Below are 23,674 nucleotides of genomic sequence, written 5' to 3'. Positions count from 1 at the left end.
GATCATCTGAGATTTTCAATGCCTCCACGTCTCACTTGAACTGGTCGATCCAGGTCAGAGCCGGTCTCGCAGACCAGACCCTTTGCGACGGGACAGCCGCTCCGACACTCAACTCCGGCCCCTGTTGCTCCGAGAGTCGAACGAACCCGCTTGCCCGAGACTCCTCATTCGTCGACAACCGCTCCCCCCACAGCAATCCGCTGTACAAGTTCGTCGAGCTGACCAGTGATGATCATCCTTCGGCGCTCCAGCAGATTCCTGTAGACGGTCAGAGACACGGGCTCGCCGTTCGATGCCGCCTGTGTCAGCGCGAAGCGGGCCTCCACCTCCAATGCCAGGTAGGCCCTGCGGCGTGCGTGAGCCGCTCGCTGATGCACCTCCGGCTTCAGGAAGGCGATAGCAGCGCTGAGTCCCGCACTGACGAGCGCCAGTACGGCCGCCGGTATACGGGCATCTGCTGAAGAGAGCCCCGTCGCGCCTGAGATCCCAGCCAGCACGGCAGCTGGCAGTCCAAGCCCGGCATGGGTGAACCGCCAGAACTGCCGACGGAGGCGGTTCCTCTGGGCTTGTTCTTCGCACTCGGCCCGAAGATCTGCGACCTGACTCCCCACGACGTCGTCTGCCATGGGGCGAGCCTGCCACCTAGGACTCTCGTCTGGACCGTGCATCCCCGTTGTGATCGCCACTCCGCGGCCAACAATGGCGCTCAGAGTGGCTATCTGAAGGGTTGTGACCGCGCTTCCGTGATGGCTGCCTCACTTCAAGGAGTCCCGCAGAGGCCGGAGGGGCCGCTCAACCGGGGCCTCGTGAAAAACAGTGTCGCCAGGCATCGGGACTGTCTGGGCAGCCTCAGTCGAAAAGCGAGGCGATCACGGATGTAGCTCCTGCAATTGAGCCGACGCTGGGCAGAATCGCTACCAGACCGTCCCAGTACTGGCGAGCCTTTGACTTGTCCGGCGCCTCTTCATTGACCGCCGAGGTGAACTGGTCAAACAGCGCAGCAGCGGCGTGGTTGCCCGACTGATTCACTTGCTCGGCAATCGCGTTGAGGGCGACGGCTACGTCACTGTCCCCTGCGTCCATGTACCGATTGAAGGCCCGGTCCACAGTTGACCGGTTGATGATCGTCGCGTGGCTGATGTTCTCGAATTTGTCGCCCACGTGGTACTCCTCGATGACAGTGCCGACAGGAAGTGACGCTTCGACCGCCTCATCCACCGGGAAGCACTCGGCAATCTGCTCGGCGGCCATTTTGAGGATGAGTTTCGGCTGGTCGATGTCGACGGTCTGATAGAGCAAGCTAAAGGTGACTGCAGCCGACCCGCCGTTCTCGACCGGTACTGAAATTCCTTGTCGCAAAAAGTACTCCAGCTGCATCAGGCCGTCGAAACACGCTGATCGCTCACGCTTAAATGCGGTGTAGACCTCGTCAAACTGACGGGTCGTAAGGTCGTCGGGATCGGTGCTGCGAAACAGCGCGGGGAGTTCGGCGTCAATCCGGCTACTGACGTTGGTGGCCTCGCGCATTGCATCGTTGAGTGCTTGTAGATCAGCTTCTGGGACCGACGTCTTCCCAAAGCCGACACTCCACATGTCCTGATGGATCGCGGCCAGGGTCTCAGGGAGCCACGAAGTCAATCTGATCATTGCGACTCGCCGACGTCGCACCACCCTGTCGGTATCCAAGAGCCCTCCCTCCGAGGGCTGTCGGGGCACGCGTCCTACTGCGCGCTGGCCTGTATCGCTACCGCACTGGGCGCCGATCACGGAAGGGGGCGGAGGCCGACAACCCTCAACCCCCGGGCCAAATGATCCGATCGACCCCTGCGGGAATGCTTGAGATGGCGTAGACGTCACGGAAGCGGGGCCACAGCCATCTGAAGTGCTCAGTCACACCTCTGTCCTGCCCCCCCGTGACGCCGAGCCCTTCGGCGAGGCGCGATGAATCGGGCCCTTACCAGCGACCTCCGGCCGGGCCAAATCGCGGCTTCTGCGGATCCTCTCCCTCACGGCCCGATCGACCGGGCTCCGGTTCGCCACTCCCCTTCGAGGTAGACGCCGTGATTGCCCACCTGCAGCGCACCAGCGACACCCTCGGCCTGCTCGCGTACCTGTACGGGCCGGGCGAGCGGGGTACCCACACCAGTCCCCGGCTGGTGGCGGGCGACGGCCATGGAGCCCCGATCGAACTGCTCGCCGAGCCCGGCTCGCTCCCCTACCTGGCCCAAGTCCTCGACGCACCCGTCGAGCGCCTCGGGGTCCGAGCACCCGAACGGCCGGTGTGGGTCTGCTCGGTCCGCTCCGACCCTCGCCGGCCGGATCTCACCGACCCTCAGTGGGCCGCCGTCGCCCGCCGCCTAGTGGCCGCCATAGGGATCGCCCCGGACGGCGATCCGGACGCCTGCCGGTGGATCGCCCTGCGCAACCAGCCCCGGCAGGTGCACGTCGTGGCCACCCTCGCCCGCGAGGACGGCAGCCTCCACAACGCCTACCGCGACGCCTTCCGCTTGCAGACCGAGTGCCACCGCCTCGGCGTCGAACTGGGCCACCTGCCCACCGCTCCACACCCGATACCCCGTGCCCAGGAGACCCACGTGCCTGCCCCTTCCATCACCATCACCGCCGAGCCCAGCGGCAGCGTCTCGGCGAAGGGTGCCGGCGACGATCTCTCTGCCGCGCTCCTCAAGCACGCCGGCTTCCAGCAGATCGAGGACTGGTACGGCCGACGCCACCGCCTTCCCACGACCACCCCGGCCGCTGACCGCGCCGCCATCGCCACCCACGCAGCCGAGATGCTCCGTGCCGCCCGCTACGGTGTCGACCTCGCCCCCTCTCTCGACACCGCCCGAATCAGTACCACGGCGAACCCGCTCGGGCCCTACACCGCCGGAGCAGAACTCCTCCGTCTCACCGACCAGATCAGGTCCGCCAAGAATGGTGCCGACCTTCTCCAGGCCGTCGACCACCTCCTCCATCCCGAACACGGCGCGCTGGAGCGTGTCCGGGAGGCACTGGAGGCGGCAAGCGAGCAGATCACCGACTGCGACGACGAGGCATACCAGCTCGCCGACCGGTTCGACGTCGCTGCGGAGTTCGTCAGCGCAGCGCAGTCGGAACTCATCGGCTCGGACGGCGAGTTGGGCCGTATCGGCAACGCACAGCAGTCCCGGCCCGAGGCGTGGGAGCAGTCCTCGGCACTCTTCGGCCCACGAACCGCCGCGCTGGCCACATCGCCCGCAGCGACCAAGGTCACCTCGGTCCTCGGCTCCGGGGCAGCGGACGCGAGCGCAGCCGTACGTCCGTCGCAGGCGCCCGGTCCCCGGACGCGGTGACCCGGATGATCTCTTCACCCACGCCCCTTGCCGGTCTGCCGCGCACCTACGTCATGCGGGCCGCCGACGCTCTGGCCAGCGCGACGGCCACCTACGCCATTCCGCTCCTGGTCCTGCTCACCACCGGGTCCACAGCGCTGACGGGTGTTGCGTTTCTCCTCGAATGGGCGCCCCGTCTGGCTGCCTTCACGTTCGCCGGGGCGCTGGTCGACCGGTGGAGTGCTGGCCATGTCTTCCGGATGACCAATCTGGTGCGTACCGCCGTGGTGGTCCTGGCGGGTGCGGTGCTGCTCGTCCTGCCCAGCGCCGGGACGATGACGACCTGTGTGGTTCTGACCTTCGGTGCTGTCTCCGGGCTGTTTGCGGAGGTCTCCTTCGTCGCGGTGGAGACTCTCGGGGCTGAAGCGGGCTGCCGGTTGGGCATGGCGGCCCACCGTGTGCAGGCCGCGCAGACCGGGATCGACCAGGGTGCGATGCTCGTCGGTCCGCTCCTGGGTGGCCTGCTGCTGATGGCCGGCCCCGCCGTACTGCTGACCGTGGTCGCGCTGTTGGCTTTGACCGCCGCCGCGACCGCGTCCGGCGATGTCGGCGGCACGGATCACCGTCCGGTGTCGAGCAGTCTTCTGACTGGGTGGGCAACTCTCCGCCGTACGCCCGCACTTGGCTGGCTGGTGGGTGGTCTGGTCGTCTCGAATCTGACCCTCGGCGTGCTGCAGGCCGCCGCCCCGATCACGGTCATCCACCGCTTCCACTACTCCACGGTCGCCGTGGGGTCGGTCTGGAGCGTGGCAGCCGTTGCCTCCCTGCTTGCCGTGTGGGCCACTCGCCGTGCGATCGACCGTTTCGGCATCTGGTCGGTCGGCGCGGCTGCGGCCACGGTCTCGACCGCGGCATGCCTGGCGACCGCCCTGGCGTCGAGCTTCTCCGCGTACACCGTGGCGGTGGCGGTGGTCATGGCCGGCGATGGCGCGTTGACCGTCGTCCTGCGCACGCTGCGGTCCCGCCTCATCCCGGTGCAGGCGTTCGGCTCGACCCTGGCGGTGACGATCATCCTGGTGCTGCTGCCGTTTCCGCTGGCCGGAGCCCTGATCGCGGTCGTTCCCACTGCTGAGATCCCGCACCTGCTGCTGGCGTGCGCCGCGCTCCAGGGCCTGGCGCTGAGTGCGTGCTTCGCCGGCCTACGGCGGCACCGGACCGCCTGCGAACTACCCCACTCGCAGGTCCCCGCACTCCACAACGAGCCCGTCCAGCCTGCGGATGCGAGGTGAAGAGCCGCTGAACTGCCCCGCCCTTCCTGCCCCTTCCCGCCGTTGCCGTCCGGAGGTCCTCCCATGTCCCGATCCACTCGCCCGCTGCTGATCGTCGTCGGCGGAACCGATCCCGCTTATCGCGGCTACTGCGTCGAGCAGGCCGCCGCCGCTTACCCGATCGCGCTGATCGACGCCAAGCCGCCGTCCTGGCAGCAGCATCTGGTGGTCGATCACGAGGTCGCCGACACTCACGATCCGGCGGCCGTGGTCGCTGCCGGCCTGGCCCTGGCCGCGCGCCACCCCATCGCCGGAGTCGTCACCTGGGACGAGTACACGCTCGTGCCGACCGCCGAACTCGCCGCCCGCCTCGGCCTGCCCGGCAACAGCATGGCGGCGATGACCGCCTGCCGGGACAAGGCAACCAGCCGCCGCCTGTTCGCCGAGCACGACGTTCCCTCGGCCACCTCCACCCGCGTCGACACGCTGAACGAGGCGACGGCCGCCGCGCTCCGCACCGGCTTCCCGGTCGTCCTCAAGCCCTCCTCGCACGCGGGCAGCATCGGCGTCATCCGCGTCGACACCCCTGAACTCATGCCTGCCGCCTGGGAGTTCGCTGCCGCCGGCGCCGGTGAGCAGGGCCCGGAAGGCAGCGGTGTGCTGGTCGAGGAGTACCTGTACGGCCCGGAGATATCGGTGGAGTGCGTCACCCAGCACGGCGCCACCACCGCTCTGGCCGTCAGCCGCAAAGAGGTCGCCTTCCCTCCGTACTTCCAGGAGGTCGGCCACACCGTGGACGCCGACGACCAGCTGCTGCCCGAGGTCGCCCCCGTTGCCGTCCAGGCCGTGCGAGCGCTGGGCGTCACCGATGGCGTCCAGCACGTGGAGATGCGCCTCACTCCCTCCGGTCCGCGGATCATCGAGGTCAACGCCCGGATCGGCGGCGACCTGATCGGCAAGCTCGTCCGCCTTGCCACCGGCCTCGACCTGCCCCGGATCGCTGCCGACGTCGCTTGCGGAAGGACTCCCGACCTGACGCCCACGGCACGCGCCACCGCCGCGATCAAGATCCTCTATGCCCCGGCCACTGGCACCCTCTCCGCCCGAAGTCTGGCCGCCGTCCCTGGTCCGGAGTATCCGTGGCTGCACCAGGTGACGTGGCTCCGCGACGTCGGAGAGCGGGTCGTGCTGCCGCCGGCGGGCACCTTCGACGCCGGCCGGGTCGGCTTCGTCGTCGTCAGCGCAGGCAGTCCCGAAGCAGCCCGTGACCGGCTCTCGTCCCTCGTCGACGGTCTGACCCTGTCGGTCACCCCGTGAACCTGTCCCGTTGGCCTCCTCCGGCGCCTCGCGCACCCCGCACCCGATGACCCCGGTCGCCATCTCGCTTCCCGAACAGGAGTTGCCTCGATGATCAGCAGAAGAGCGCCGCGTGCCCCGCCCCCATCACTCGCCTGCGCTCATTCCCAGGAACCACCGTGCCCGCACCTCGTACCAGCGCGCCCTCGACCACTACAGGGTCGGACGCGCTCCTCTACTTCCTCTTCGGCATACTCGGCATCGCGCTCGCCTTCGGTTCGCTGGCGTGGCTGTCCGGCAATGTCACCAACTCCCTTTCCGGCACTGGCCCTTGGGCGCCGTTCAGTGCCACCGACGCACTACTTCACCCCAGGGCGCTGTGGCCGCACTTGAGCCCCCTGGCCCTGCTGATCGGCACGCAGATCATCCCCGGCCTGCTGTCCGCCTCCCTCACCGCGATCGCTCTCGTGCTGTGGATGCGGCTGCGCGGCGGCACGAAGAACGGCCTCGCCCGGAAGGCCGACCTCGCCCCGCTGCTGGACAAGGAGATCACCGCCAAGGCCCGGAGCCTGCGGCCGTCCCTGAGCGGCCGGGAGGGTAAAAGAGGTCGCGCCTGCTGACCGCGGCATCCTGCTCGGCGCCCTCTCCCCGGGCCGGGCCGAAGTCCGCGCGTCCTGGGAGGACGTGATCGTCGCGATCATGGCCCCACGAAGCGGGAAGACCTCCGGACTGGCGATCCCCGCGATCCTCGCGGCTCCCGGACCGGTACTGCTGACCTCCAACAAGGCGGCCAACGATGCCTTCACCGCGACGGTGGACGCCCGCGCCGAGGTCGGCACCATCTGGGCCCTCGACCCCCAGCAGATCGCCCACCACCCGCGCGAGATGTGGTGGGACATCCTGGCCGACGCCCGCGACCTGGCCGGGGCGAAACGTCTCGCCGGGCACTTCGTCGCCGCCAGCGTGGACGAGTCCAACGGCTCCGACTTCTGGTCCACCGCCGCCAGCAACACCCTCGGCGCACTCTTCCTCGCTGCCGCCAGCCACCGGCGTCCGATCACCGACGTCCTGGCCTGGCTCGCCTCCCCCGCCGACCGGACCCCCGTCGACCTGCTCACCGACGCCGGCCACGACGCGGTCGCCGCCCAGCTCCAGGGCACCGTCAGCGGAGCCACGGAGACGCGGGACGGCATCTACGAGACCGCGCGCCAGTACGCGAGCTGCCTCCTCGACCCGGACGTCGCCGCCTGGGTCACGCCCAGCAAGGAACTCCCCGAGTTCAAGCCGTACGCGTTCGCCACCTCCCGCGACACCCTGTACCTGCTGAGCAAGGACGGCGGCGGCAGCGCGAGCGCGATCATCGCGGCGGCGGCCGACGCCGTGATGCGCGCGGCCGTGGTCGTCGCCGAGCGCTCCGGCGGACGGCTCGACCCGCCCGCCCTGTGTGTCCTCGACGAGGCCGCGAACGTCTGCAAGATCTCCGATCTCCCCGACCTGTACAGCCACTTGGGCAGCCGGGGCGTCATCCCGATGACGATCCTGCAGTCCTACCGGCAGGGCCAGCGCTGCTGGGGCGAGGCCGGCATGGACGCCCTCTGGTCCGCCGCCACCATCAAGATCATCGGCTCGGGCATCGACGACGCCGACTTCGCCGACCGCCTCAGCAGGCAGATCGGCGACCACGACGTCCAAACCACCTCGGTGTCCACCAGCGAGAGCGGCAAGTCCACCTCGGTCAGCATGCGCACCGAGCGGATCCTGCCCCCGGACGCGATCCGCGCCCTCCCCAAGGGCAAGGCACTCCTTCTCGCCACCGGCATCCGGGTCGCCATGCTCGACCTGCGGCCCTGGTACAAGGAGCCCTCCGCCAAGGTCGTCGGCCCGGCCTCGGCCCGCGCGACGAAGGCCATCACCGAAAGGGCCCTCGCGAAGTCCCTCGACCCCGACGACTTCGGGCTCTCGGCATGAGCGCACCCACGCCGCGCCCCGGGCGGCTCGTACGCTCGCCGGCCGTTCGGCGCGACGGTCAGTGGTGGCTGGTCAGCGGGGCCGGCTCGATTCTCGCCACCGATCCCGCGTTCACCAACATGCTGGACGGCTTCACCCAGGCGATGACGGCTGCCGATCAGGCGGTCGCCGACCTCCGTGTCCGGCAAAGCCAGTCCCCCGCTTCCCGCGCTGGGGACAAGCGATGAACCCGCTGCTGCGCGCCGAGCAGGCCGTGCTCGGGTCGGTGCTGCTCGACCCCGGCCAGCTCGCGCACCTCGACTGGCTCGCGCCGGATCACTTCTACCGGCCAGTCCACCAAGCGCTGTTCGCCGCCCTGCGCAAGCTCCGAAACGACGGCCACCCCGCGCTGGCCGCCGAGCAATCCGCACCGCCGCTGTCCTGGGTGACCGACGCGGTCGACGAGGCCAGCCGCCACGTCCGGGGCCTGACCGCCGCATACCCCCACACCCTGATCTCGGCCTGCCCACGCTCCGAACACGCCCCGGTCTACGGCCGCATGGTGCTGGAGGGCGCGATCCACCGCAGCATCACGGAACACGCGATCCGCCTCCACCAAGCGGCCCGTGCCGACGCCCTGCGGGGCGAGGCCGAGGGAGCCCTGCACTCCGCGGATGTACTGACCGGCGTCCTCAACGATCTCGCACGGCGTTGGGGCACCGAACCACGCCCCGTCGCGCCAATTCCCCCGCCCTCCACCACCACCGTCGTCCCGCCGCCAGTACGGGCCGATCAGGTCGCCGAGGACGAGCGGTTCCTTCTCGCCGTCCTTGTTGAGCGTCCGGGGGCCATGGGCGAGGTCGTCGGCTGGCTGCGGCCGGGCGACTTCGCCGACCCGTCCCACGGGCAGCTCTACCGCTGTCTCGGCGCACTGCACCACCGGGGCGAACCCATCGACCGGATCACCCTGCTCTGGGAAGCCCAGCAGCGCGGACTCCTGGCCGACGGAACACTGTCCGACGACCAACTCACCGCCATCTGCGACGGCGTGGGCGCGGGCAGCGCCGAGTGGCTCGGCGAACAGGTCATACGCTCCTCAGTCACCCGCACCGCAGCCGCCTCCGCGCGCGCCGTCCGGTCGCTGGCGGAGAACGAGACGCTGGCCCCCGGGCGGCTCATCAACCACGCCCTGCACGCACTCGGCCCGCTCGACGACGTGCGTACCCGCTGGCAGACCGCGAACGGCCGCCCCGCTCCGTCGCCGACGGCCCCTGCTCTCGCACCGACCGGGACTCCGCCTGCGCAGGTGCGCGCCGCTCTCTCCCGCAGCACACCACGGGCAGCGCCGCCGCCCTCGGCGCGGCCCAGTTCGGCGCCAACCCCGGCTGCCGCGCCACCGCCCTCACGCGGCCACAACTAACCCCCTCAGCCCATCGCTCGTCCCCTCCAATGGAATTCACCGTGAACAACACCCCCATCTCCGACGCTCTGGCTCTGCGTGCCACTGCCTCAGTCTTCGACGCCCAGCGCGGGAAACTGCCAGGCCCCGGAGGCCTTCACCGTTCACCCGACAGCGTCGCCATCGCCAAACAGATCTCCGAACTCGGCCAACTGATAACCGACTTGGGCGACGAGATCCTCTTCCGGGCTGCCGCCCAGGGTCAGGAGGCCCGCGCTGCGCGGGTCATCACGAGCTTCGCCGCCGCTGTACGGCCTGCCGGCGAAGCGGCATCCGCTCTCGGAGCAGTAGCCCACCAGTTCTCCTTCCTGCACCAGACCGAGCACCTTCGCGAACAGCCCGACGCCCGGGATGCCCGGGAAGCAGCGGCGCGAGTGATGGACGACGCACTCGGTGCGGCGGACACCGCCCTTCGCGAAGCCGCCGACTCCCTTCACGCCGCATCGGCGACGGTTACGCCGCCGACCATGCGGCTCCAGGCCGCCCGCCACCGCTCCACGACCGCTGCTCCCGCTCCACCTCCCGCCGGTTCCCCAGCAGCAACTCCCCCGAACCGGACGGCTCGGAGTCGATGACATGCAGACCACCATCACGCGCCCGCCGATGATCGGCTCGCTCTGCTCGGGATACGGCGGCCTGGATCTCGGAGTGCAGTCCGCCCTCGGCGGCACGCTGGCCTGGCACGCAGAGGTCAATCCGGACGCCGCGCGCATCCTGGCCCGGCACTGGCCCACCGTGCCCAACCTCGGCGACATAGCGGCCGTCGACTGGTCCGCCGTCCCGCGGGTGTGCGTCCTGACGGCGGGCTTCCCCTGTCAAAGACGTCTCGGTCGCCGGCCGACGGGCCGGACTCAACGCCCACACCCGCTCGGGGCTGTGGCTGCACGTCGCCCGTACGGTCGAAGCCCTCCGCCCCTGCCTGGTGGTGATCGAAAATGTCCGCGGCCTCCTCACCTCACCCGCCGGTCTCCCTGGCGACGTGGAACTCTGCCCGTGGTGTCTGGGAGACGACCCAACCCAGCCTCCTCTGCGGGCACTTGGCGCCGTACTCGGATCCCTGGCCAACCTCGGGTACGACGCACGGTGGCTCGTGCTTCGCGCCTCCGACATCGGAGCACCGCACCGCCGCGAGCGGACCTTCCTCACCGCCTGGCCCGCCGACCACCCTGTTCAAGACGCCGACGAGCAACATCGGCAAGAACGGCGGCTCGCAGCACCCCGCCAAGAGGAAGAGCGGGGGCCACGGCCCGAACCTGGCCGACGAGGTGGAGTGGCTCCTGCCCACCCCGAAGGCATCGGACGGGATCAAGGGCTCGCCGAACCAGCGGCACGGCAACGGGGACATGACCCTGCCGAGCGCCGCAGCGTCGCTGCTCCCCGCCCGGAGGACGAGCGGCGCCGACACCCGCGGCCGAAATCCGGGCAAGGGCTCGCGCCCGCCTCTGCCGGCGGAGGTCCTGCCGCTGTGGGCGGAGACGCCCCCGGAATCCGAGGAAGCGACGGGCGATGGGGAGCGTACGCCGCCGCCATCACCCGATGGGAGACGCTCACCCGTCCCGCGCCACCGCCCACCGACGCTGCCGGACGGCTCCGTGCCGACTTCGTGGAGTGGATGCAGGGCCTGGAGCCCGGCTGGGTCACCGCCACCCCGGGGCTCGGACGACCGGCTCAGCTCACCGCGCTCGGCAACGGCGTCGTGCCCCAACAGGCCACCCAAGCAATGCAGTTGCTCGCCCCACCCTTCCCCCGTTGCCCTCGCTGCACGACGGCATAGCGCCCTCTACCGAGTTTTCCCGGCCGGACCAAATCGCGGTTTCTCCGGACCCTCTTCGGCATGTCGCCGTCCCACAGATGGAGCACACCCTCATGCCCGATACCAGCAAGACCACCCCCGCCCCGGAAACGTTCCGGGTACCCGACGGAGACCTCGACGACCTCGCCAGCACCCTCGCCAAGACCATGGCCGAGGTCAGGCAGCACGGCGTTGTCCTCGACCGCCTTGGTTCCGAACCCGCTTCGGCGCCCCAGCGGGGTGACGACGCTCCGACGGCACAAGCAGACTCCGAGCAGGCAGAAGGACCCACGTCCGTGTTCATCCTCGCCTTGGGCGGCGAGGCCTACAGCGTCGAACTCGCCGCCCTCAGCGACTGGGTGAACTACCTCCTCCTCCCGATCTACGGCCGGGAAATCAGCACGACCCGGCCATGGTGTGCGCAGTGGCACGAACACCCCGAGGCCGTCGCCCGGCTGCACGCCCTCTGGCTCGCGTGGCAGCAACTCACCGACGCCGAGGCCGGCCTGTCCGGTCCTTCGGTGTGGCACCGCGACCACCTCGACCAAACACTGGTCCATCTCCGTGCTCCCGACGGCCCCTTCGCCGCCTGCACGACGAGCCCGACCCGGCCCAACCACCGCGTGCTGGCCACCCCCGCACCCGAGCAACTGGGACTGGCGGCATGAACAACGAACCCGCCTTCGGTCCCTACGATTTCGAGCCCAACGACGCGGGCTCCAAGGACACGGAGCAAGGGTTTTGGCCTGGCGACCTGACGGTCCTGGCCAAGCACCACACCACTCCCCACGGCTCGCACAGCTTCGTCGTCGCCCACGACCGATCCATGACCTGGGGTGTTCCGGGCGAACCGCAGGTTGCCGCAATCATGGTCGCGCGGGATCTCAGCCTGAACACGTTCACCTTCGAGTCGAGCTATCACGCCACCGTGGCCTTCGCGCAGAACTGGCTGATCGAACGCGGCTGTCCACCCGAGCCGATCACTCAGGTCAGCGGGAACTTCATGAAGCCCGCCGACGATCTCAGTGTCCGGATCGAGCAGCAGATCCGGGAGTCGGGCACTCGCTACGAGGTCCTCGCCAGCCAGACCTCGGACTTCGACCCATGTGAGACGTGGACGCTGACCCGGGACTCCAGCGCTGCTCAGGCACCGATTCGGGTCTTCCTCGAAGAGGGCGACACGGACGCCCACACGTACACGATGCGCGAGGGCGCCTTCGCCGACGAGGAGGCCGCCCGGCACTGGCTGGACGACCGCACCAGTCCTCTGCCGCAGCCGCCGGAATACCGCGACGAGGCGGCCGCCCTCCGAGCCGGTGTTGCCCTCACCCGGTCGGCCGGTGTCTCCGCACTCCCGAAGGCCGGCCTCGATGCCCACCCCGTGCCGCCGACAGGCTCGGCCCGGCAGCAGGGTTCTCGGAGGTCGATGTGAGCCGCGCCCGCTTCGCCTTCGCCGCGCACCCGGACGCCATCGCGGACCTGCGTGAACTCCCCGACGAGATAAGGGACTTGGCGCTGCTGGAACTGCAGAATCTGGTCCACGGAAGCGACGACTGCCTGCCGCTGAAGGGCCGCCTCGCAGGTTTCCACAAGGTCTACGTCGATCCGTCCGTCTCCTATCGGATGGTCATCCAGTTCCGTCCGGCCCCGCCCACCTCGAACCACAAGCGCGAGATCTATCTCGTCGCCGCCGGCAGCCGACAGGACTACGAGGTCTACCGCTCGGCCCATCTCCGAACCTGCCCCCGCCAGGACACTGCGACAGCCTCCGCCACCGAGGCCCGCGTCCAGGCCGCTCGATCCCGTTCTCCCCACGCGGTCGATCAGCCGACGGCTGTCCTTCCATCTCGTCCAACGGCGGCTCAGCCCGCTGCCGCCGCTTCCCGAAAGGCTCCCCAGCGATGACCGCCAACCGCGCCCCCATGGCCTGTAGCGAACTGGCGGGCCTCCTCACCGATGCCGCACAGAGCGTTGCCGGGATCCTCACCACCGAGTACCCGACGGCCGTCAGCCGCTCCTACCTGCACCCCGTGTTGGGTGCGTTGTCCGCCGGGCCTCGGGTGGTCTGCGAGCTGAACGACTGGTTCGAAGGCTTCGTGGCCGACGCGCCGCTCCCCACCACGCCCGCGGGTCTCTTCACCCTGGCCTCCTACGCCTCCGCGTTGGGATGGCTCACCGAATCCCTCGCCGAACTGACCACCTCGGTCGACCAGATCTGCACGCGCGTGGGCATCCCCGCGCAACCGCCGGAACCGGCCTCGACAGCGCCCGCAGGCATTAAGGCTGACAGCGAGTCCGAATTCGCCTTCACCTCAATGGAGTTGGCCGCGATTCGCACCGCCGCCGAGGCTGCCGGTCTGCCGCCGGGCGACTACGTCGAGGTGCTCTCCGAGTCCCTGCTCGCGGCCTCCCGGATCACCGACGCCTGCATGGAGATCTCCAGCGGTCTCCTCGACGACGCCGCGTACGTCCTCGGCGAGGCGACCGCCTACGTCCGGATCGGCGACGGCCCCGACAGCCTGCCCACCCTGGTCCGTTCGTTGCTCGCCCGGATGGAAGCCGCCGAATGAACCCCCACGACGCGACCAAGCAGCCGGGCGCACACCTCGTCGCCGAGATGCTCGGCGTCGAGGACCCCTGGACCCTGAACATCGCCTACCGGCCGAGTGATCCGTTGTACCGCGCCGCGACGCTCGTCATCGGGGCCGCCCACGAACTCGACGAACTGCACGGCCGGGTGACTCGCACGACCCAGGCCGCTCTCGGGCTACTCGAACCCGTCGGACGAGGCGAATTCAACGGTTCACCCAGCTCGTACACACCGCTACGGTCCGCGGTCAAGCAGACCGGCCGGCTCGTCTCGGCGCAGAACGCGGCCTACGAGCGCCTCGTCCAGTCGATCTCCGCGTACCGCCGTCTCCTCCCCGAGCCGGACCCCACTCAGCCTTCACTCACAGAGGCACGCGACCTGAGCGGCGAACAGATCTCCGGCCGGGACGACGACTGGGCCATCGCGGGTGACCGCCGGCTCCGGGCCCTGGAAGCCGTCGAGGCCGGCGGACTGCGATTCCGCCAGAGCGCGCTCTACGGCCACACCTATCTCACCTACCGGCACGGTCAGAGCCCCAACCCGTTTGTCTGGGCCGAAACAGTCCAGCGGCTGGTCGCCGACGGGCTACTGGACCGGGACACCAGCGAGGGACTGTACCGGCCGGGACAACTCATCTCCCTCACCCCGAAAGGCGAGGCAGCCCTGCGAGACGCGCGCACGGCCACGCCGCGCGTCTCCGCCGCCCTCAACCGCAGCAACACCACGACGCTCCCCGGCACCACCGCCGACACAGCTGTCGTACCCGCACCAGGCGCGGCCACCAAGCCCTCCCGTTCCCGCTGATCCCCCTCCCCCCAGAAAGAACGTCCCCCATGCCCACCCCCGTACAGTCCTCCGCCTCCTCGATCGGCTCGGTCGACGCTCAGCGCGTAGAGGACGCGTTCTCCCTCATAGCGCCGAAGTGGACGACCTGGTCGGCGCAGACCCTGACGCAGCACGGTCGCCTGATGCGTGTGCGGGACGTCGCCGCCGGGCTCCCCTTCGTCAGCGAGCAGGTCGTCAGCAAGCGGCTGGCCCAGATGCACACGGACGGGCTGGTCACCCGAACCAACGACGGCCACGGGGCCCCGTACCAGCTCAGCGCCTTCGGTGAATCCCTGTCACCGGTGCACCGCGCCCTGTCGGACTGGTCCCAGAACAACCTCTCGCTCGGCAACGTAGCCGGAGCCGAACGCGTCGAGAACGCCGTACGGCGTCTGTTCCTTCGGCATTCGACCACCGTGATCCAGATCCTCGACGCGGGCACCACGCGGTTGGGCCACATCGCCGAAGCGGCTGGCCTAGACAGCAGCACAACCCGCCAACGACTCAGCCGACTTGAGGCCGACGGCCTGGTCGCCCGCACCGGACCGCGCCACGGCGACCCCTACGTCCTGACCGAGGCCGGACGGGCGCTGGGCCCCGTCTACGCAGCCGTCGAACACTGGAGCACCCCCTTCTCGTCGCCAAGGCACCCGTCGCCCCCGGCCCCCGCAGCCACCCGGACCCACACCGGCGTGCCGCTCGGGGCGGACGGCAACCGGACCACAGCGGCCCTGCGCCGGAGCACCGCCGCGCCGAGCGCCTTCTTCAGCCACGCACCGCAGCCGCAACCGCGGGTGCCGGCGTCCGTCACCGCGCGGTCGGCCGTCTCCCGAGCCCGGTGATCCGCGTGGCACCGAGAACCAGCCGCGCCTCCCCGTTGCCACGGCGCCCACGTGCAGTCCAGCAGCCCTCCCTCTGCGCGAAGGAGCGTCCCCCTCCTACGCCCCGGAACCCGACCATGAGCACCCAACTGCCCTACGACCAGCGCGATTCCGAGGATGTACTGGTCAGCCCCCGGTACCTGGCCGGCTCCAACGGGTCCGGAGAAGCCGGCTTCGCCCCCATCGCCCACTGGCCCCACCACCACCTCGACGAGGGCCCCTGCCAGCTCCTCGTCACCTCACCCGACCAGAGGATCCGTATCGGCTGGTTCGGCGACGACTTCGAGCTGTGGAAGATCACGGCATCCCCGGAGGCCGTCTCCGCGCCCCGCTGGACGGCGACCTTCAACCATGTCACCCCGGCCGAGATCGTCGCCGGTCTCACCACCGCCTTGGCAAACGACTACGCCGAAGCCGACCCCTACGAGGGCAACGGGCGCTTCCTGGCGAACCCCTCGCTGTACTGGGCCGACGCCGTCCGGCCGCTGACCGAAGCCGGCTGGCGCCGTGAGGCAGCCGAGCGCGGCACTGTCGAGATCGTTGCCCCCGACGGGCAGGCAGGCGTCCTGATCGACAACCGCCTCTCCGGCTGGGACAACGAAACCGTCACGCTGTGGGCTGGTCCACCGGGCTGGTGCACACGCGCTGAGGCCGTCTTCACCGCCCGCACCCCGTCCCACCTGATCGCCGCGACGGCAGCCGCCATGACCGATCCAGCCCAGGTGATCCGTGAGCGGCACCAACTCGCCCGCGAGGTCCAGCACTTGGTCACGCTCACCCCCGTCGGCCCGGCCGTCCCCCAGATCTCTCGAGCTCCGACCCCGCTCGACGTGCGCCGTACCGCTGTCGCCCAGGCCGTCCACCGCGCCGCACGCACCCCGCAGACAGCCGCCGACCTCCGGATCATGGCCGCCCGCAGCCGCACGGCGACGCCGACCCAGATCCGGTCGAGCAAGTCCGCGCAGAGCCCCGGGGCTCTGCCGCCGGCCATCTCGCCCGCCCAGCGCCACAGCCGCTGATCCTCAGGGCTCCGAGGCCACCTCTGACCGAAACAACACCCCCGAATGCGGGAGTTCCGCCATGCCCGACGCCACCGCACTCGACCAGGCGACCGCCATGATCGAGAAAACCTGGGGCCGCCCCATCGAAGACCTCGAACCCTCACGGTCCGCCGCCCCAACAACGACCCTCTCCTGCGCTCGGCCATGCACATCCGCTCGGCCCTGGTCATCACCGCCAACGCCGTGGCCGTGCATCAGGACCGTCTGCACGCCCTTACCCGGCCCGGCCACGTGCCGGCCTTCTATGAGTTGGAACGGATCACCAGCGCGGCGGCGGACCTTCGCGTCGCCCAAGCGGAGAGCCGTACGTCCCTGCAGGCCATCAGCCACGTGATCGAAGCGCGTGAAGCCGCCGCGACTGCGGACCGGGCCCCAGCAGTCCGACTGGCCCAGGCCGCTGTCGCCCGCTCCGCGCACGCTCCACGCGCCCTGGGCCAGTCGCCCGATCAACTCGCGCCTTCGGCCGTTGTCGGCCCGTCGGTGGCCGGGCTGGGGCCGCACCGCTGACCGGTCAGGCACCGTCCTCGTCACGGTGGGCAGCCCACGTACGGGAGCCCACCACGCGGGCCAGCTCATCGAACGTCAACTCGACGTGCCGCCCGTCCGCGATCCGGTCCTCCACCACCGCGCCCTCGTCCCACTGTCCGTCGGGCTGCGCACCGACAGCCCACTGTCCGTCGGCGACCATCACGATGTCGCCCACCGTCCACGGTCGCCCGGCGGCACGGATCTTGCGCTCCAGCCCGGCGCCGTCCCAGTGTCTGCTTGCCACCCCTGCTCCCCCTTCGTTCTGCGCGATCCGTCGCCGCAACCCACGTACGACAACTGCGTGCGTCGATCCATTCCCGGGCCACCGGCCAACAGTTGACGGCTGCCAGTTCGCCCACGGCAGACGTCGCGCCCCGGGAAACGACTACGTACTTCGCCATACCGCATGTCAACGTACAGGTGCTGGAAAAACTGCAGGTCAACGAAGGGATCGTCCAACCGTGACCGCCTCCGCCACCCACCTGCCCGCTGTCGTCCGCCCTGCCGTGGAAGAACACTGCCGGCTCTCCTCCGACCACTGCGCGGACCAGGTGCTCGAACTCCTCCACGCCCTCGGCTGGACCGTCGTCGACACCCCGCAGGCCAACGTCCACGCGACGAGCCCCGACGGCCGCGTCTACGTCGGCTGGCTCCCCGAAGACCCCACCGCCTGGCAGCGCGGCATCGTCTGACAGGTCCAGGTACAGCCCGCCGAAGGCGAGCCGTGGGTCCAGGAGTTCGGGCGCCACACCCCTTCCGAAGCCGTTGCCGGTTTCCTCACCGCGCTCAGCGCCACCCCCAGCCACTGACCGCACTGCCGCCCCCTCCCGGAAGGCCCCCTTGGCACACCGCGCCCCGCTCACCAACCACCACGCCGACGGCACGATCTGCCCGGCGGACCACAAGCACACCAGCTCCGGCAAGCCGCTCCACCCCGACTGCCCCGGCCGCGCGTACACACAGGCCATCTGCTCGTGCGGCGACTGGGAGATGAAGCAGCCCGGCAAGGGCTACGTCAACGAGTGCCGCAAGCGACACCTCGCCAGCCACACCCAGGGCCCGAAGGTCCTTCGCGATCTGCTTCGCCTCGACGGTTCCTGACACACCATCACCAGCTCCGCCCTGCCATCCCGGACCGCTCCACCGGAGGTTCCATGCCCCACTACCTGACCGTCGGCCACCTGCTCCGCCAGCTCCAGAACCTCGACCCCAACCTGCCGATCCGCCTCGCCATCAACCCCGACTTCCCCTTCACCCACTACGTGGGAGCCGAGGTCGTCGCCCGGGACGGCAAGGCATTCATCGCCGACGACGGCCAGGAGGACTACCTCCCGATCGCGGTCAGCGATGCCCTCACCTGGGCCTGACCAGTCCCACCAACACACCCCGGAGGCCCCTATCCCGTCGCAGCCCCACCCTTCACATCTCCTCTCGCTGCACCGCCTCGCCGTACAACCCATACCGAGCGGCGCACGCGGCGCGCTGGTCCAGCGCGTCTCCGCCCTCCCCGACGGACCACTCGACGTCACATGGCTCCCCGCCGAAACCCCGAGACTCCCCCTCGGCCGCATCCGCCTGCACTGGGAACCAGCCTCCCTCGCAGGCTGGGACGTCACCGCCCACCTGGGCCTCGCCACCACCGAGGTACATCTCGCCTCCTGGCCCACCGCCCCGGACGACTGGCCGCATCTGGTCCGCCCCACCCTCCACGAGGTACTCGGCCTGTGCGCCGCCCTCACGGTCGCGACCGCCGCCCTCGACCTCTCCAATCGCCTCGCCCAGGTCTGACCGAAACCGCAGAAGGCCGCCCCACGCCAAGCAGGCAGGGGCGGCCTTGCCGTACGCCTGTTCGCCGATGGACAAGGAAGGCTCAATGGTCGGCGGTCCGCCAACCCTCGGGATAGCCGAAGCTCGTCACTGCCGGCCGAGAAGTCCAGCGTAGTCCCCTCCAGCACGAGATCGCTCCATCCGCCTGACCGGCTCCCGTGCCCGCCCGTAGGCTGCGGTCATGACGTCCGACTCGCCGATGCCATCCCCGCCGTTCCCCTCGCCCGACAACGGTGTGCTCCGGGTGGTCGTCGGCAACGCCATCGCGTCGGTCCGCAACGGCGAAGCATCGGTGGAGGAAGCGATCCTGCATGCGGCCGTCCACGGCTGGTACGAAGGCCATATCCAGGGCGAGGACGCGTGCCCCGGCTGCGACTTCCGGGGTGGACTACCCAAGCAGGGCAACCGCACCTGAGCGCAGCTAGATTCCGGAGCCCGCACCTCGGCCAATCGTCCGCGCGACCCGCCGCACCAGTGTGGTCGGCTTCAAGTTCCGTTCCACCCGGAGCAGGTAGCTGACAGGCGAGCCCGAGAGCTGAGCATCTCGCGTCTCCGCCGTGGATTGGCGCAGAGTTGCGGCCGCGACCGCAAGGGCTCCTGTGGCGATCGGCACGTTGCCTACCCAACCGCTCGCCGCAGCGGCGAGAGCAGGCACTTCGAACTTGTAACTCAGCGCGCTGTAGAAGGTCTTGAGGTGGAGGCCGTTCATGGCCTTGCGCAGTTCCTCAAGCGGCACCGCGATGCTCTCGTCGAACTGCAGCCGAAGGTGGTGCTCGAAGGCCGCCCGGTCTTCGATGCCGGCCACGTGCTCTCGGAGATCCGCCGCAGCGTTGTCGACTGCTTGGGTGAAGGCATTGAATTCCGCGCAATGGTCCGTACGCAGTTGGATGATCTTCGACACCGGTACCGATCGCAGACCGTCCGGGAGCACGCACTGCACGGCCATCAGCCCGAGGCGTGTTGTCTCGTCGGAGATTGCCGGCCGGGGCGCCTCGCCCAACAGGGCGGCGGCGATCCGGTCACTGTCCCAGCCGTCCGTCGCGCTGTGGGAGGCCACCTGGTCTGTGATCGGCGCGTACCGCGTACGGCGGCCCAACTCCTCGGTGAGGACGCACTTGTAGATCCAGGCCAGGACCGGGTCCATGGCCAGCCACGTCACATCCGATGATCTGGCAATGCGCGACCGGAAGGCCAGCACGGCGAGACCTGTACTGCGTAGGGCATCCGCCAACCGCGCGTCTACCTCGTACGGGTAGAGGCCGGCGAGAGGCCGTTCGTCGCGCGGAAGCGTTCGCAGGTCGCCGGGTGGTGTCGGCTCCGCGTTGACGATGCGCGCTCCCATACGCGGCTCAGCGAGGTGCCCGTTGTGTGAGGAGAAGGGCCGGGTGTCGGCGGTTGCCAGAAACCGCTGTTCCAATTCGGGGCCATGGTCCTCGACGGCCTTCAGGAAGGCCGGGGTAACAGCGGCGGCGGCTTCCGCAGGGTCCACGTCGGTGATGAAGTCCAGCCCATCTCGTAGGGCCTTGACCATGTCCGGATCGGCGACGGGGAACCCGGACGGGACTACTCGGGCAAGGCCCGGCCAGTAGAGGGCGGCAGCCTTGATCCACTGCTCATTGCGAAAGTGCACGTACGGGTAGTAGAGGCCAATCCGCTGCACCGCTGCCCTTTCGCCGCACCCTGTCGGCCTCACCAGATGTGTCCGGGGCCGACAGCATGCTACGCAAGCGGTTACACCCTGGCGCTCGGAACCAACTACCCCCAGTGGTTTCCTTGTTACCGCAAAACAAGGGTCAGCAATCGATGTAGCTGTGGGCGGGGTTGAGGGTGGTTCCGTGGATGTCGAAACACTTGGTGACGGCCCAGTCCTAGGTAGTCGCAGAGGAACGCGGTGCGTACCGCCCGTCCGAGTTCCTCGATCGCCCTGTACATGGGGTGCTTGGGCCCGCCTCAGGTGAAGCGCCGCAGGACCTGCTCGGCCTCGGCCGTGCCCAGGCGCAGCGCGGTAGTGTACTCCACGATCTGGTCGTATTGCTGGGCAATCAGGTCCCAGTCGATCGTCTTGCTCGACAGCACCGGCGTCAGGTTCGGCCAGGTGTCATCCTGGCCAGCCGCCGGACGGTACAGGCGTGCGGAGCCGACGTTCTTCAGCCTCGGTGGCTACGGCGGCTTTCCTCGGCTCCACCGAGGCGTCTCCAAGCGGCCCCAATCTGTGAAGATCCGTGCTCGTGAAGGCGGCCTGAAACTGACTCACTTGGCCCCCGCGCTGGTCACTCACGGAGCCGATTCAGGCCGTCCCAGCCCAAGCTTCACAAACTAGGGCCTGCTGGAGGCGCCGCGGTGGAGCCAGGGAAAGCCGCCGTAGCCAGATGTGGATCTTCAGAGCCCGGGAGAGCAGCTGGTAGCTGCTTGGGGGTGCTGTTGGGGCCCGCAGGGGCGGAGTCGCGTTGGCGGGAGGGCGAACACGTCGGCCGGAGGGCTGTTGGTGCGCTTCCCACCGGAGTCGGGGCCGATCGACCTGCTACGGCACTCGCGTCCTCTAGGGTGTGATGACCGAGAGCGAGCCTGCGCCTGAGCCCGAGCCCCAGTTGGTCACGTAGACCCGGTTATCCCGGGACACCGCCACCGCCAACGGGTCATCGCCAACCACGATGGGACGACCCACGGTGCGGTTGGTCGCCGTGTCGATCACCGACACCGATCCCAAGCCCGAGACCGAGCCTAGGTTGGGGCCTGAGTTGGTGACGTAGGCCAGACGCCCATCCGGGGACACCGCCACCCCCCATGGGTTATGACCAACCGCGATGGGACGACCCACGGTGCGGTTGGTCGCCGTGTCGATCACCGACACCGATCCCAAGCCCGAGACCGGGCCTAGGTTGGTCACGTAGACGCTGCGCCCATCCGGGGACACCGCCACCCCCACCGGGTCATGGCCAACCACGATGGGACGACCCACGGTGCGGTTGGTCGCCGTGTCGATCACCGACACCGATCCCAAGCCCGAGTCCGAGTCCGGGCCTCGGTTGACCACGTAGACCCTGCGCCCGTCCCGGGACACCGCCACCCCCCGCGGTTTCTTGCCGACGGGGATGGGGTTGCCTATGGTGCGGTTGGTCGCTGTGTCGATCACCGACACCGATTCCGAGCCGTCGTTGGTCACGTAGACCCTGCCATCCCGGGAGACCGCCACGGCCGACAGGGTGTCGCCGACGGGGATGGGGTTGCCTATGGTGCGGTTGGTCGCTGTGTCGATCACCGACACCGATCCCGAGCCGTCGTTGGCCACGTAGACCCTGCGCCCATCCCAGGACACTGCCACCCCCGCCGGGCTATAGCCAACCACGATGGGACGACCCACGGTGCGGTTGGTCGCCGTGTCGATCACCGACACCGATCCCAAGCCCGAGCCCGAGGCGGTGCTCGAGTTGGTCACGTAGGCCCGACGCCCATCTGGGGACACCGCCACCCCCGCCGAGCTATAGCCAACCCGGACAGAGGAAACAGAAAAGATGGCTGGCCCGTCTCCGCCTGCAATGGCTAGCACCACGAGCGCTAGCACCACTCGTGTTATGAGCCGGGCCCGTCGGCGTCCAGGCCTCCACCGGCCGGGTCGTAGCCAGGCCGCGCCATCATGTGGTCGCGGGCCCAGAGCTGTGCCGGGCGGTTCATCCAGGCCGGCTGGCGGCGTGGACCCCGTCGGTGGAGGGGTGAGCTGGGTGTGCGTGGTAGCCACCGGCTGCGAGTGCGCTGCGGCCGGGCCCGGCGGGGCGGAAGAGGTCTGATCGTCGTCGGTCAATGCCGCTGTGGTCGGGGGCATCTCTTCTAGGGCCACGGTTTGTGTAGGAGCCGGTGGTGTCTGCACCTCAACTGCTGGCTCCGTCGCTGGTGCGTCGGTCGGTGGGGTCTCCTGCACCTGCGGGGCTGGGATCTCGGGAATACGTGGTGAAGTCGCCTGCATCCTCGCATTCGCCGCGGACGACACGATTCGACTGTCATCTTCCGTGAGCCGCTGGTACTCGCTGGTGACGCGCTGGCGTACGAGGTCGTTTCCGATCCGGTACAGGTGATCGAGTGCGTCCAGGGCAGCGAGCCGGTCGACGGCGATTGGGCTGTTGAGCGAGTGGCGCAGATGGGTTGGCAGGGACCAGTTGACGTTCCGGGCGATGATGATGCGGCCCTCGACGTTGTCCTGCTTCTTCGGGCGTTGCTGGGGTATCTCGTCGACGACGCGGTCGTGGACGTAGCTGTACAGCTCGTCGAGGGTGATGTCTCCGTCGCCGTCGAGATCGGCGCTGCCGTCCCGCAGGCCCTCTACCAGGTAACGGGTGAACACCGACTGTGCGGCTGTGCCGTGTGGCTGGTTCCCTTCGAAGGAGTACTGGGTGGCGTCGGACGCGGTCAGCACGGTCCGTCCCCGGCCCTGGAACCGTTCCAGCGCGTGCACGTCGGTGTCGGCCTTCGCGAGGCGCCCGGCCGGGAAGGCGCCGCTGTAGCAGCAGTCGAGGATCAGTACCTTCTGCCGGGACGTGCAGCCGGACATGGCCTGGTCGATCTGCTCGGCGGGCAGCGACGTGAACAGCAGGCTGTCGCGCCGGGTATTCGTCATCGCCAGATACAGGCGGCCGTCGTCGTCCTTCAAACCGTGGCCGGTGAAGTACAGCAGGGTGAGGTCGTCACGCCGCCGGTCGCGGTACAGGTCAGCGATGGCCTCGCCGACCCGGTAGTGCGGCTCGTTGATCAGCGTGGTGACCTCGAACCCCGCGATGTCAGGGTCTTGCAGGACGGCCGCGAAGGCCCCCGCGTCGTGCGCCGGCGCGGTCAGTCGCCTCAGCCCGTCGTCCTGGTAGTCGTATGTGGCGATCAGCAGCGCCAGCCGGCGACCCATG

26 protein-coding genes and 5 pseudogenes are annotated in these 23,674 nt (G+C 69.3%); 23 read left to right on the top strand and 8 right to left on the bottom strand.

The features are described 5' to 3' along the window. Window positions 1–164 precede the first annotated feature (164 nt). Window positions 165–626, bottom strand: a complete 462-nt coding sequence (locus tag ACFWP5_RS04540) for a hypothetical protein (protein ID WP_384150049.1) — start codon at window positions 624–626, stop codon at window positions 165–167. A 223-nt stretch (window positions 627–849) separates the two neighbouring features. Then, a complete protein-coding gene (locus ACFWP5_RS04535; protein WP_384150046.1) occupies window positions 850–1,686 on the bottom strand; it encodes a hypothetical protein in 837 nt (278 codons plus the stop codon). A 374-nt stretch (window positions 1,687–2,060) separates the two neighbouring features. Between ACFWP5_RS04535 and ACFWP5_RS04530 the strand changes: the two genes are divergently transcribed. The 6 genes and pseudogenes from ACFWP5_RS04530 to ACFWP5_RS04505 all read left to right on the top strand — a co-directional run bounded on the left by ACFWP5_RS04530 (window position 2,061) and on the right by ACFWP5_RS04505 (window position 9,242). Continuing rightward, complete coding sequence (locus tag ACFWP5_RS04530) at window positions 2,061–3,332, top strand: hypothetical protein (RefSeq protein WP_384150043.1); 1,272 nt, start codon at window positions 2,061–2,063, stop codon at window positions 3,330–3,332. A gap of 5 nt (window positions 3,333–3,337) precedes the next feature. After that, window positions 3,338–4,600, top strand: a complete 1,263-nt coding sequence (locus ACFWP5_RS04525) for an MFS transporter (RefSeq protein ID WP_384150040.1) — start codon at window positions 3,338–3,340, stop codon at window positions 4,598–4,600. Window positions 4,601–4,663: 63 nt separating this feature from the next. Continuing rightward, the gene (locus ACFWP5_RS04520) at window positions 4,664–5,896 is read left to right on the top strand and encodes an ATP-grasp domain-containing protein (protein ID WP_384150037.1); all 1,233 of its coding nucleotides are present in this window, start codon (window positions 4,664–4,666) and stop codon (window positions 5,894–5,896) included. Window positions 5,897–6,054: 158 nt separating this feature from the next. Next, window positions 6,055–7,843: pseudogene (locus tag ACFWP5_RS04515) on the top strand (type IV secretory system conjugative DNA transfer family protein). After that, the gene (locus ACFWP5_RS04510; RefSeq protein ID WP_384150034.1) at window positions 7,840–8,070 is read left to right on the top strand and encodes a hypothetical protein; all 231 of its coding nucleotides are present in this window, start codon (window positions 7,840–7,842) and stop codon (window positions 8,068–8,070) included. The pseudogene ACFWP5_RS04515 and the gene ACFWP5_RS04510 overlap by 4 nt, the downstream one beginning before the upstream one ends. Then, window positions 8,067–9,242: a DnaB-like helicase N-terminal domain-containing protein gene (locus tag ACFWP5_RS04505; RefSeq protein WP_384150031.1), complete on the top strand. Its 1,176-nt coding sequence runs from the start codon at window positions 8,067–8,069 to the stop codon at window positions 9,240–9,242. The genes ACFWP5_RS04510 and ACFWP5_RS04505 overlap by 4 nt, the downstream gene beginning before the upstream one ends. A 143-nt stretch (window positions 9,243–9,385) precedes the next feature. Here ACFWP5_RS04505 and ACFWP5_RS04500 read toward each other — a convergent pair whose 3' ends face one another. Both ACFWP5_RS04500 and ACFWP5_RS04495 read right to left on the bottom strand, forming a co-directional pair. Next, the gene (locus ACFWP5_RS04500) at window positions 9,386–9,772 is read right to left on the bottom strand and encodes a hypothetical protein (protein WP_384150028.1); all 387 of its coding nucleotides are present in this window, start codon (window positions 9,770–9,772) and stop codon (window positions 9,386–9,388) included. Continuing rightward, entirely contained in the window at window positions 9,735–9,965 is a 231-nt protein-coding gene (locus ACFWP5_RS04495; protein ID WP_384150091.1) for a hypothetical protein, read from the bottom strand. Before ACFWP5_RS04495 ends, ACFWP5_RS04500 begins: the two co-directional genes overlap by 38 nt. On the opposite strand from ACFWP5_RS04495, the pseudogene ACFWP5_RS04490 reads away from it, so the two are divergent. From ACFWP5_RS04490 to ACFWP5_RS04440, 11 genes and pseudogenes are all read left to right on the top strand, one after another. Beyond that, window positions 9,930–10,040: pseudogene (locus ACFWP5_RS04490) on the top strand (DNA methyltransferase); the annotation flags it as partial. The gene ACFWP5_RS04495 and the pseudogene ACFWP5_RS04490 overlap by 36 nt on opposite strands. A 115-nt stretch (window positions 10,041–10,155) precedes the next feature. Next, window positions 10,156–10,428, top strand: a pseudogene (locus tag ACFWP5_RS04485) (DNA cytosine methyltransferase); the annotation flags it as partial. A 318-nt stretch (window positions 10,429–10,746) separates the two neighbouring features. Next, a complete protein-coding gene (locus ACFWP5_RS04480; RefSeq protein ID WP_384150025.1) occupies window positions 10,747–11,055 on the top strand; it encodes a hypothetical protein in 309 nt (102 codons plus the stop codon). Window positions 11,056–11,147: 92 nt separating this feature from the next. Beyond that, the gene (locus ACFWP5_RS04475) at window positions 11,148–11,741 is read left to right on the top strand and encodes a DUF4913 domain-containing protein (protein ID WP_384150022.1); all 594 of its coding nucleotides are present in this window, start codon (window positions 11,148–11,150) and stop codon (window positions 11,739–11,741) included. Next, window positions 11,738–12,505 (top strand): glycosyl hydrolase, encoded by a 768-nt coding sequence (locus tag ACFWP5_RS04470; protein ID WP_384150019.1) that lies wholly within the window; start codon window positions 11,738–11,740, stop codon window positions 12,503–12,505. The genes ACFWP5_RS04475 and ACFWP5_RS04470 overlap by 4 nt, the downstream gene beginning before the upstream one ends. Continuing rightward, on the top strand, window positions 12,502–12,978 hold the full coding sequence (locus ACFWP5_RS04465) for a hypothetical protein (RefSeq protein ID WP_384150016.1): 477 nt from the start codon (window positions 12,502–12,504) through the stop codon (window positions 12,976–12,978). Before ACFWP5_RS04470 ends, ACFWP5_RS04465 begins: the two co-directional genes overlap by 4 nt. Further along, a complete protein-coding gene (locus ACFWP5_RS04460) occupies window positions 12,975–13,643 on the top strand; it encodes a hypothetical protein (protein ID WP_384150013.1) in 669 nt (222 codons plus the stop codon). The genes ACFWP5_RS04465 and ACFWP5_RS04460 overlap by 4 nt, the downstream gene beginning before the upstream one ends. Next, window positions 13,640–14,467: a large ATP-binding protein gene (locus tag ACFWP5_RS04455; RefSeq protein ID WP_384150010.1), complete on the top strand. Its 828-nt coding sequence runs from the start codon at window positions 13,640–13,642 to the stop codon at window positions 14,465–14,467. The genes ACFWP5_RS04460 and ACFWP5_RS04455 overlap by 4 nt, the downstream gene beginning before the upstream one ends. Window positions 14,468–14,496: 29 nt before the next feature. After that, window positions 14,497–15,330: a winged helix-turn-helix transcriptional regulator gene (locus tag ACFWP5_RS04450; RefSeq protein WP_384150007.1), complete on the top strand. Its 834-nt coding sequence runs from the start codon at window positions 14,497–14,499 to the stop codon at window positions 15,328–15,330. Between the two features lie 116 nt (window positions 15,331–15,446). Continuing rightward, a complete protein-coding gene (locus ACFWP5_RS04445) occupies window positions 15,447–16,388 on the top strand; it encodes a DUF317 domain-containing protein (RefSeq protein ID WP_384150004.1) in 942 nt (313 codons plus the stop codon). Window positions 16,389–16,574: 186 nt separating this feature from the next. After that, window positions 16,575–16,937: a hypothetical protein gene (locus tag ACFWP5_RS04440; protein ID WP_384150001.1), complete on the top strand. Its 363-nt coding sequence runs from the start codon at window positions 16,575–16,577 to the stop codon at window positions 16,935–16,937. A gap of 4 nt (window positions 16,938–16,941) precedes the next feature. Here the strand turns inward: ACFWP5_RS04440 and ACFWP5_RS04435 are convergent, their stop codons facing one another. Beyond that, window positions 16,942–17,202 carry a hypothetical protein gene (locus tag ACFWP5_RS04435; protein WP_384149998.1) on the bottom strand — a complete coding sequence of 87 codons (261 nt, stop codon included), beginning with the start codon at window positions 17,200–17,202 and terminating at the stop codon, window positions 16,942–16,944. Window positions 17,203–17,419: 217 nt separating this feature from the next. Here ACFWP5_RS04435 and ACFWP5_RS04430 point away from each other — a divergent pair, with 217 nt between their 5' ends. From ACFWP5_RS04430 to ACFWP5_RS04405, 6 genes and pseudogenes are all read left to right on the top strand, one after another. Continuing rightward, window positions 17,420–17,650 (top strand): hypothetical protein, encoded by a 231-nt coding sequence (locus ACFWP5_RS04430; RefSeq protein WP_384149995.1) that lies wholly within the window; start codon window positions 17,420–17,422, stop codon window positions 17,648–17,650. 51 nt (window positions 17,651–17,701) lie between these two features. Continuing rightward, window positions 17,702–17,767 (top strand): annotated as a pseudogene (locus tag ACFWP5_RS04425) (DUF317 domain-containing protein); the annotation flags it as partial. Between the two features lie 31 nt (window positions 17,768–17,798). After that, the gene (locus tag ACFWP5_RS04420; RefSeq protein WP_384149992.1) at window positions 17,799–18,059 is read left to right on the top strand and encodes a hypothetical protein; all 261 of its coding nucleotides are present in this window, start codon (window positions 17,799–17,801) and stop codon (window positions 18,057–18,059) included. Between the two features lie 53 nt (window positions 18,060–18,112). Beyond that, entirely contained in the window at window positions 18,113–18,325 is a 213-nt protein-coding gene (locus ACFWP5_RS04415; protein ID WP_384149989.1) for a hypothetical protein, read from the top strand. Beyond that, entirely contained in the window at window positions 18,306–18,746 is a 441-nt protein-coding gene (locus tag ACFWP5_RS04410; protein ID WP_384149986.1) for an esterase, read from the top strand. The genes ACFWP5_RS04415 and ACFWP5_RS04410 overlap by 20 nt, the downstream gene beginning before the upstream one ends. Before the next feature lie 220 nt (window positions 18,747–18,966). Further along, window positions 18,967–19,200 carry a hypothetical protein gene (locus ACFWP5_RS04405; protein WP_384149983.1) on the top strand — a complete coding sequence of 78 codons (234 nt, stop codon included), beginning with the start codon at window positions 18,967–18,969 and terminating at the stop codon, window positions 19,198–19,200. 6 nt (window positions 19,201–19,206) lie between these two features. Here the strand turns inward: ACFWP5_RS04405 and ACFWP5_RS04400 are convergent, their stop codons facing one another. From ACFWP5_RS04400 to ACFWP5_RS04390, 3 genes and pseudogenes are all read right to left on the bottom strand, one after another. Then, window positions 19,207–20,415, bottom strand: coding sequence for a DUF6236 family protein (locus ACFWP5_RS04400; RefSeq protein ID WP_384149979.1), 1,209 nt, complete (start codon window positions 20,413–20,415; stop codon window positions 19,207–19,209). Window positions 20,416–20,561: 146 nt separating this feature from the next. Further along, a pseudogene (locus ACFWP5_RS04395) lies at window positions 20,562–20,936 on the bottom strand (Tn3 family transposase). A 388-nt stretch (window positions 20,937–21,324) separates the two neighbouring features. Then, on the bottom strand, window positions 21,325–23,673 hold the full coding sequence (locus ACFWP5_RS04390) for a caspase family protein (protein ID WP_384149976.1): 2,349 nt from the start codon (window positions 23,671–23,673) through the stop codon (window positions 21,325–21,327). Window position 23,674: the final 1 nt, after the last annotated feature.

Origin of the sequence: Streptomyces sp. NPDC058469, from assembly GCF_042721125.1 — a bacterium.
Taxonomy (GTDB): Bacteria; Actinomycetota; Actinomycetes; order Streptomycetales; family Streptomycetaceae; genus Streptomyces.
The sequence above is the reverse complement of the archived record's forward strand: the minus strand, read 5'-3'. Positions and strand labels throughout refer to the sequence as shown.

Excerpts from the sequence above, each read along its gene's own strand:
- ACFWP5_RS04540 (WP_384150049.1), bottom strand. The coding sequence starts at position 626 with ATGGCAGACGACGTCGTGGGGAGTCAGGTCGCAGATCTTCGGGCCGAG.
- ACFWP5_RS04525 (WP_384150040.1), top strand. The coding sequence starts at position 3,338 with ATGATCTCTTCACCCACGCCCCTTGCCGGTCTGCCGCGCACCTACGTC.
- ACFWP5_RS04520 (WP_384150037.1), top strand. The coding sequence starts at position 4,664 with ATGTCCCGATCCACTCGCCCGCTGCTGATCGTCGTCGGCGGAACCGAT.
- ACFWP5_RS04510 (WP_384150034.1), top strand. The coding sequence starts at position 7,840 with ATGAGCGCACCCACGCCGCGCCCCGGGCGGCTCGTACGCTCGCCGGCC.
- ACFWP5_RS04505 (WP_384150031.1), top strand. The coding sequence starts at position 8,067 with ATGAACCCGCTGCTGCGCGCCGAGCAGGCCGTGCTCGGGTCGGTGCTG.
- ACFWP5_RS04475 (WP_384150022.1), top strand. The coding sequence starts at position 11,148 with ATGCCCGATACCAGCAAGACCACCCCCGCCCCGGAAACGTTCCGGGTA.
- ACFWP5_RS04470 (WP_384150019.1), top strand. The coding sequence starts at position 11,738 with ATGAACAACGAACCCGCCTTCGGTCCCTACGATTTCGAGCCCAACGAC.
- ACFWP5_RS04460 (WP_384150013.1), top strand. The coding sequence starts at position 12,975 with ATGACCGCCAACCGCGCCCCCATGGCCTGTAGCGAACTGGCGGGCCTC.
- ACFWP5_RS04455 (WP_384150010.1), top strand. The coding sequence starts at position 13,640 with ATGAACCCCCACGACGCGACCAAGCAGCCGGGCGCACACCTCGTCGCC.
- ACFWP5_RS04450 (WP_384150007.1), top strand. The coding sequence starts at position 14,497 with ATGCCCACCCCCGTACAGTCCTCCGCCTCCTCGATCGGCTCGGTCGAC.
- ACFWP5_RS04445 (WP_384150004.1), top strand. The coding sequence starts at position 15,447 with ATGAGCACCCAACTGCCCTACGACCAGCGCGATTCCGAGGATGTACTG.
- ACFWP5_RS04440 (WP_384150001.1), top strand. The coding sequence starts at position 16,575 with ATGCACATCCGCTCGGCCCTGGTCATCACCGCCAACGCCGTGGCCGTG.
- ACFWP5_RS04415 (WP_384149989.1), top strand. The coding sequence starts at position 18,113 with ATGCCCCACTACCTGACCGTCGGCCACCTGCTCCGCCAGCTCCAGAAC.
- ACFWP5_RS04410 (WP_384149986.1), top strand. The coding sequence starts at position 18,306 with ATGCCCTCACCTGGGCCTGACCAGTCCCACCAACACACCCCGGAGGCC.
- ACFWP5_RS04405 (WP_384149983.1), top strand. The coding sequence starts at position 18,967 with ATGACGTCCGACTCGCCGATGCCATCCCCGCCGTTCCCCTCGCCCGAC.
- ACFWP5_RS04390 (WP_384149976.1), bottom strand. The coding sequence starts at position 23,673 with ATGGGTCGCCGGCTGGCGCTGCTGATCGCCACATACGACTACCAGGAC.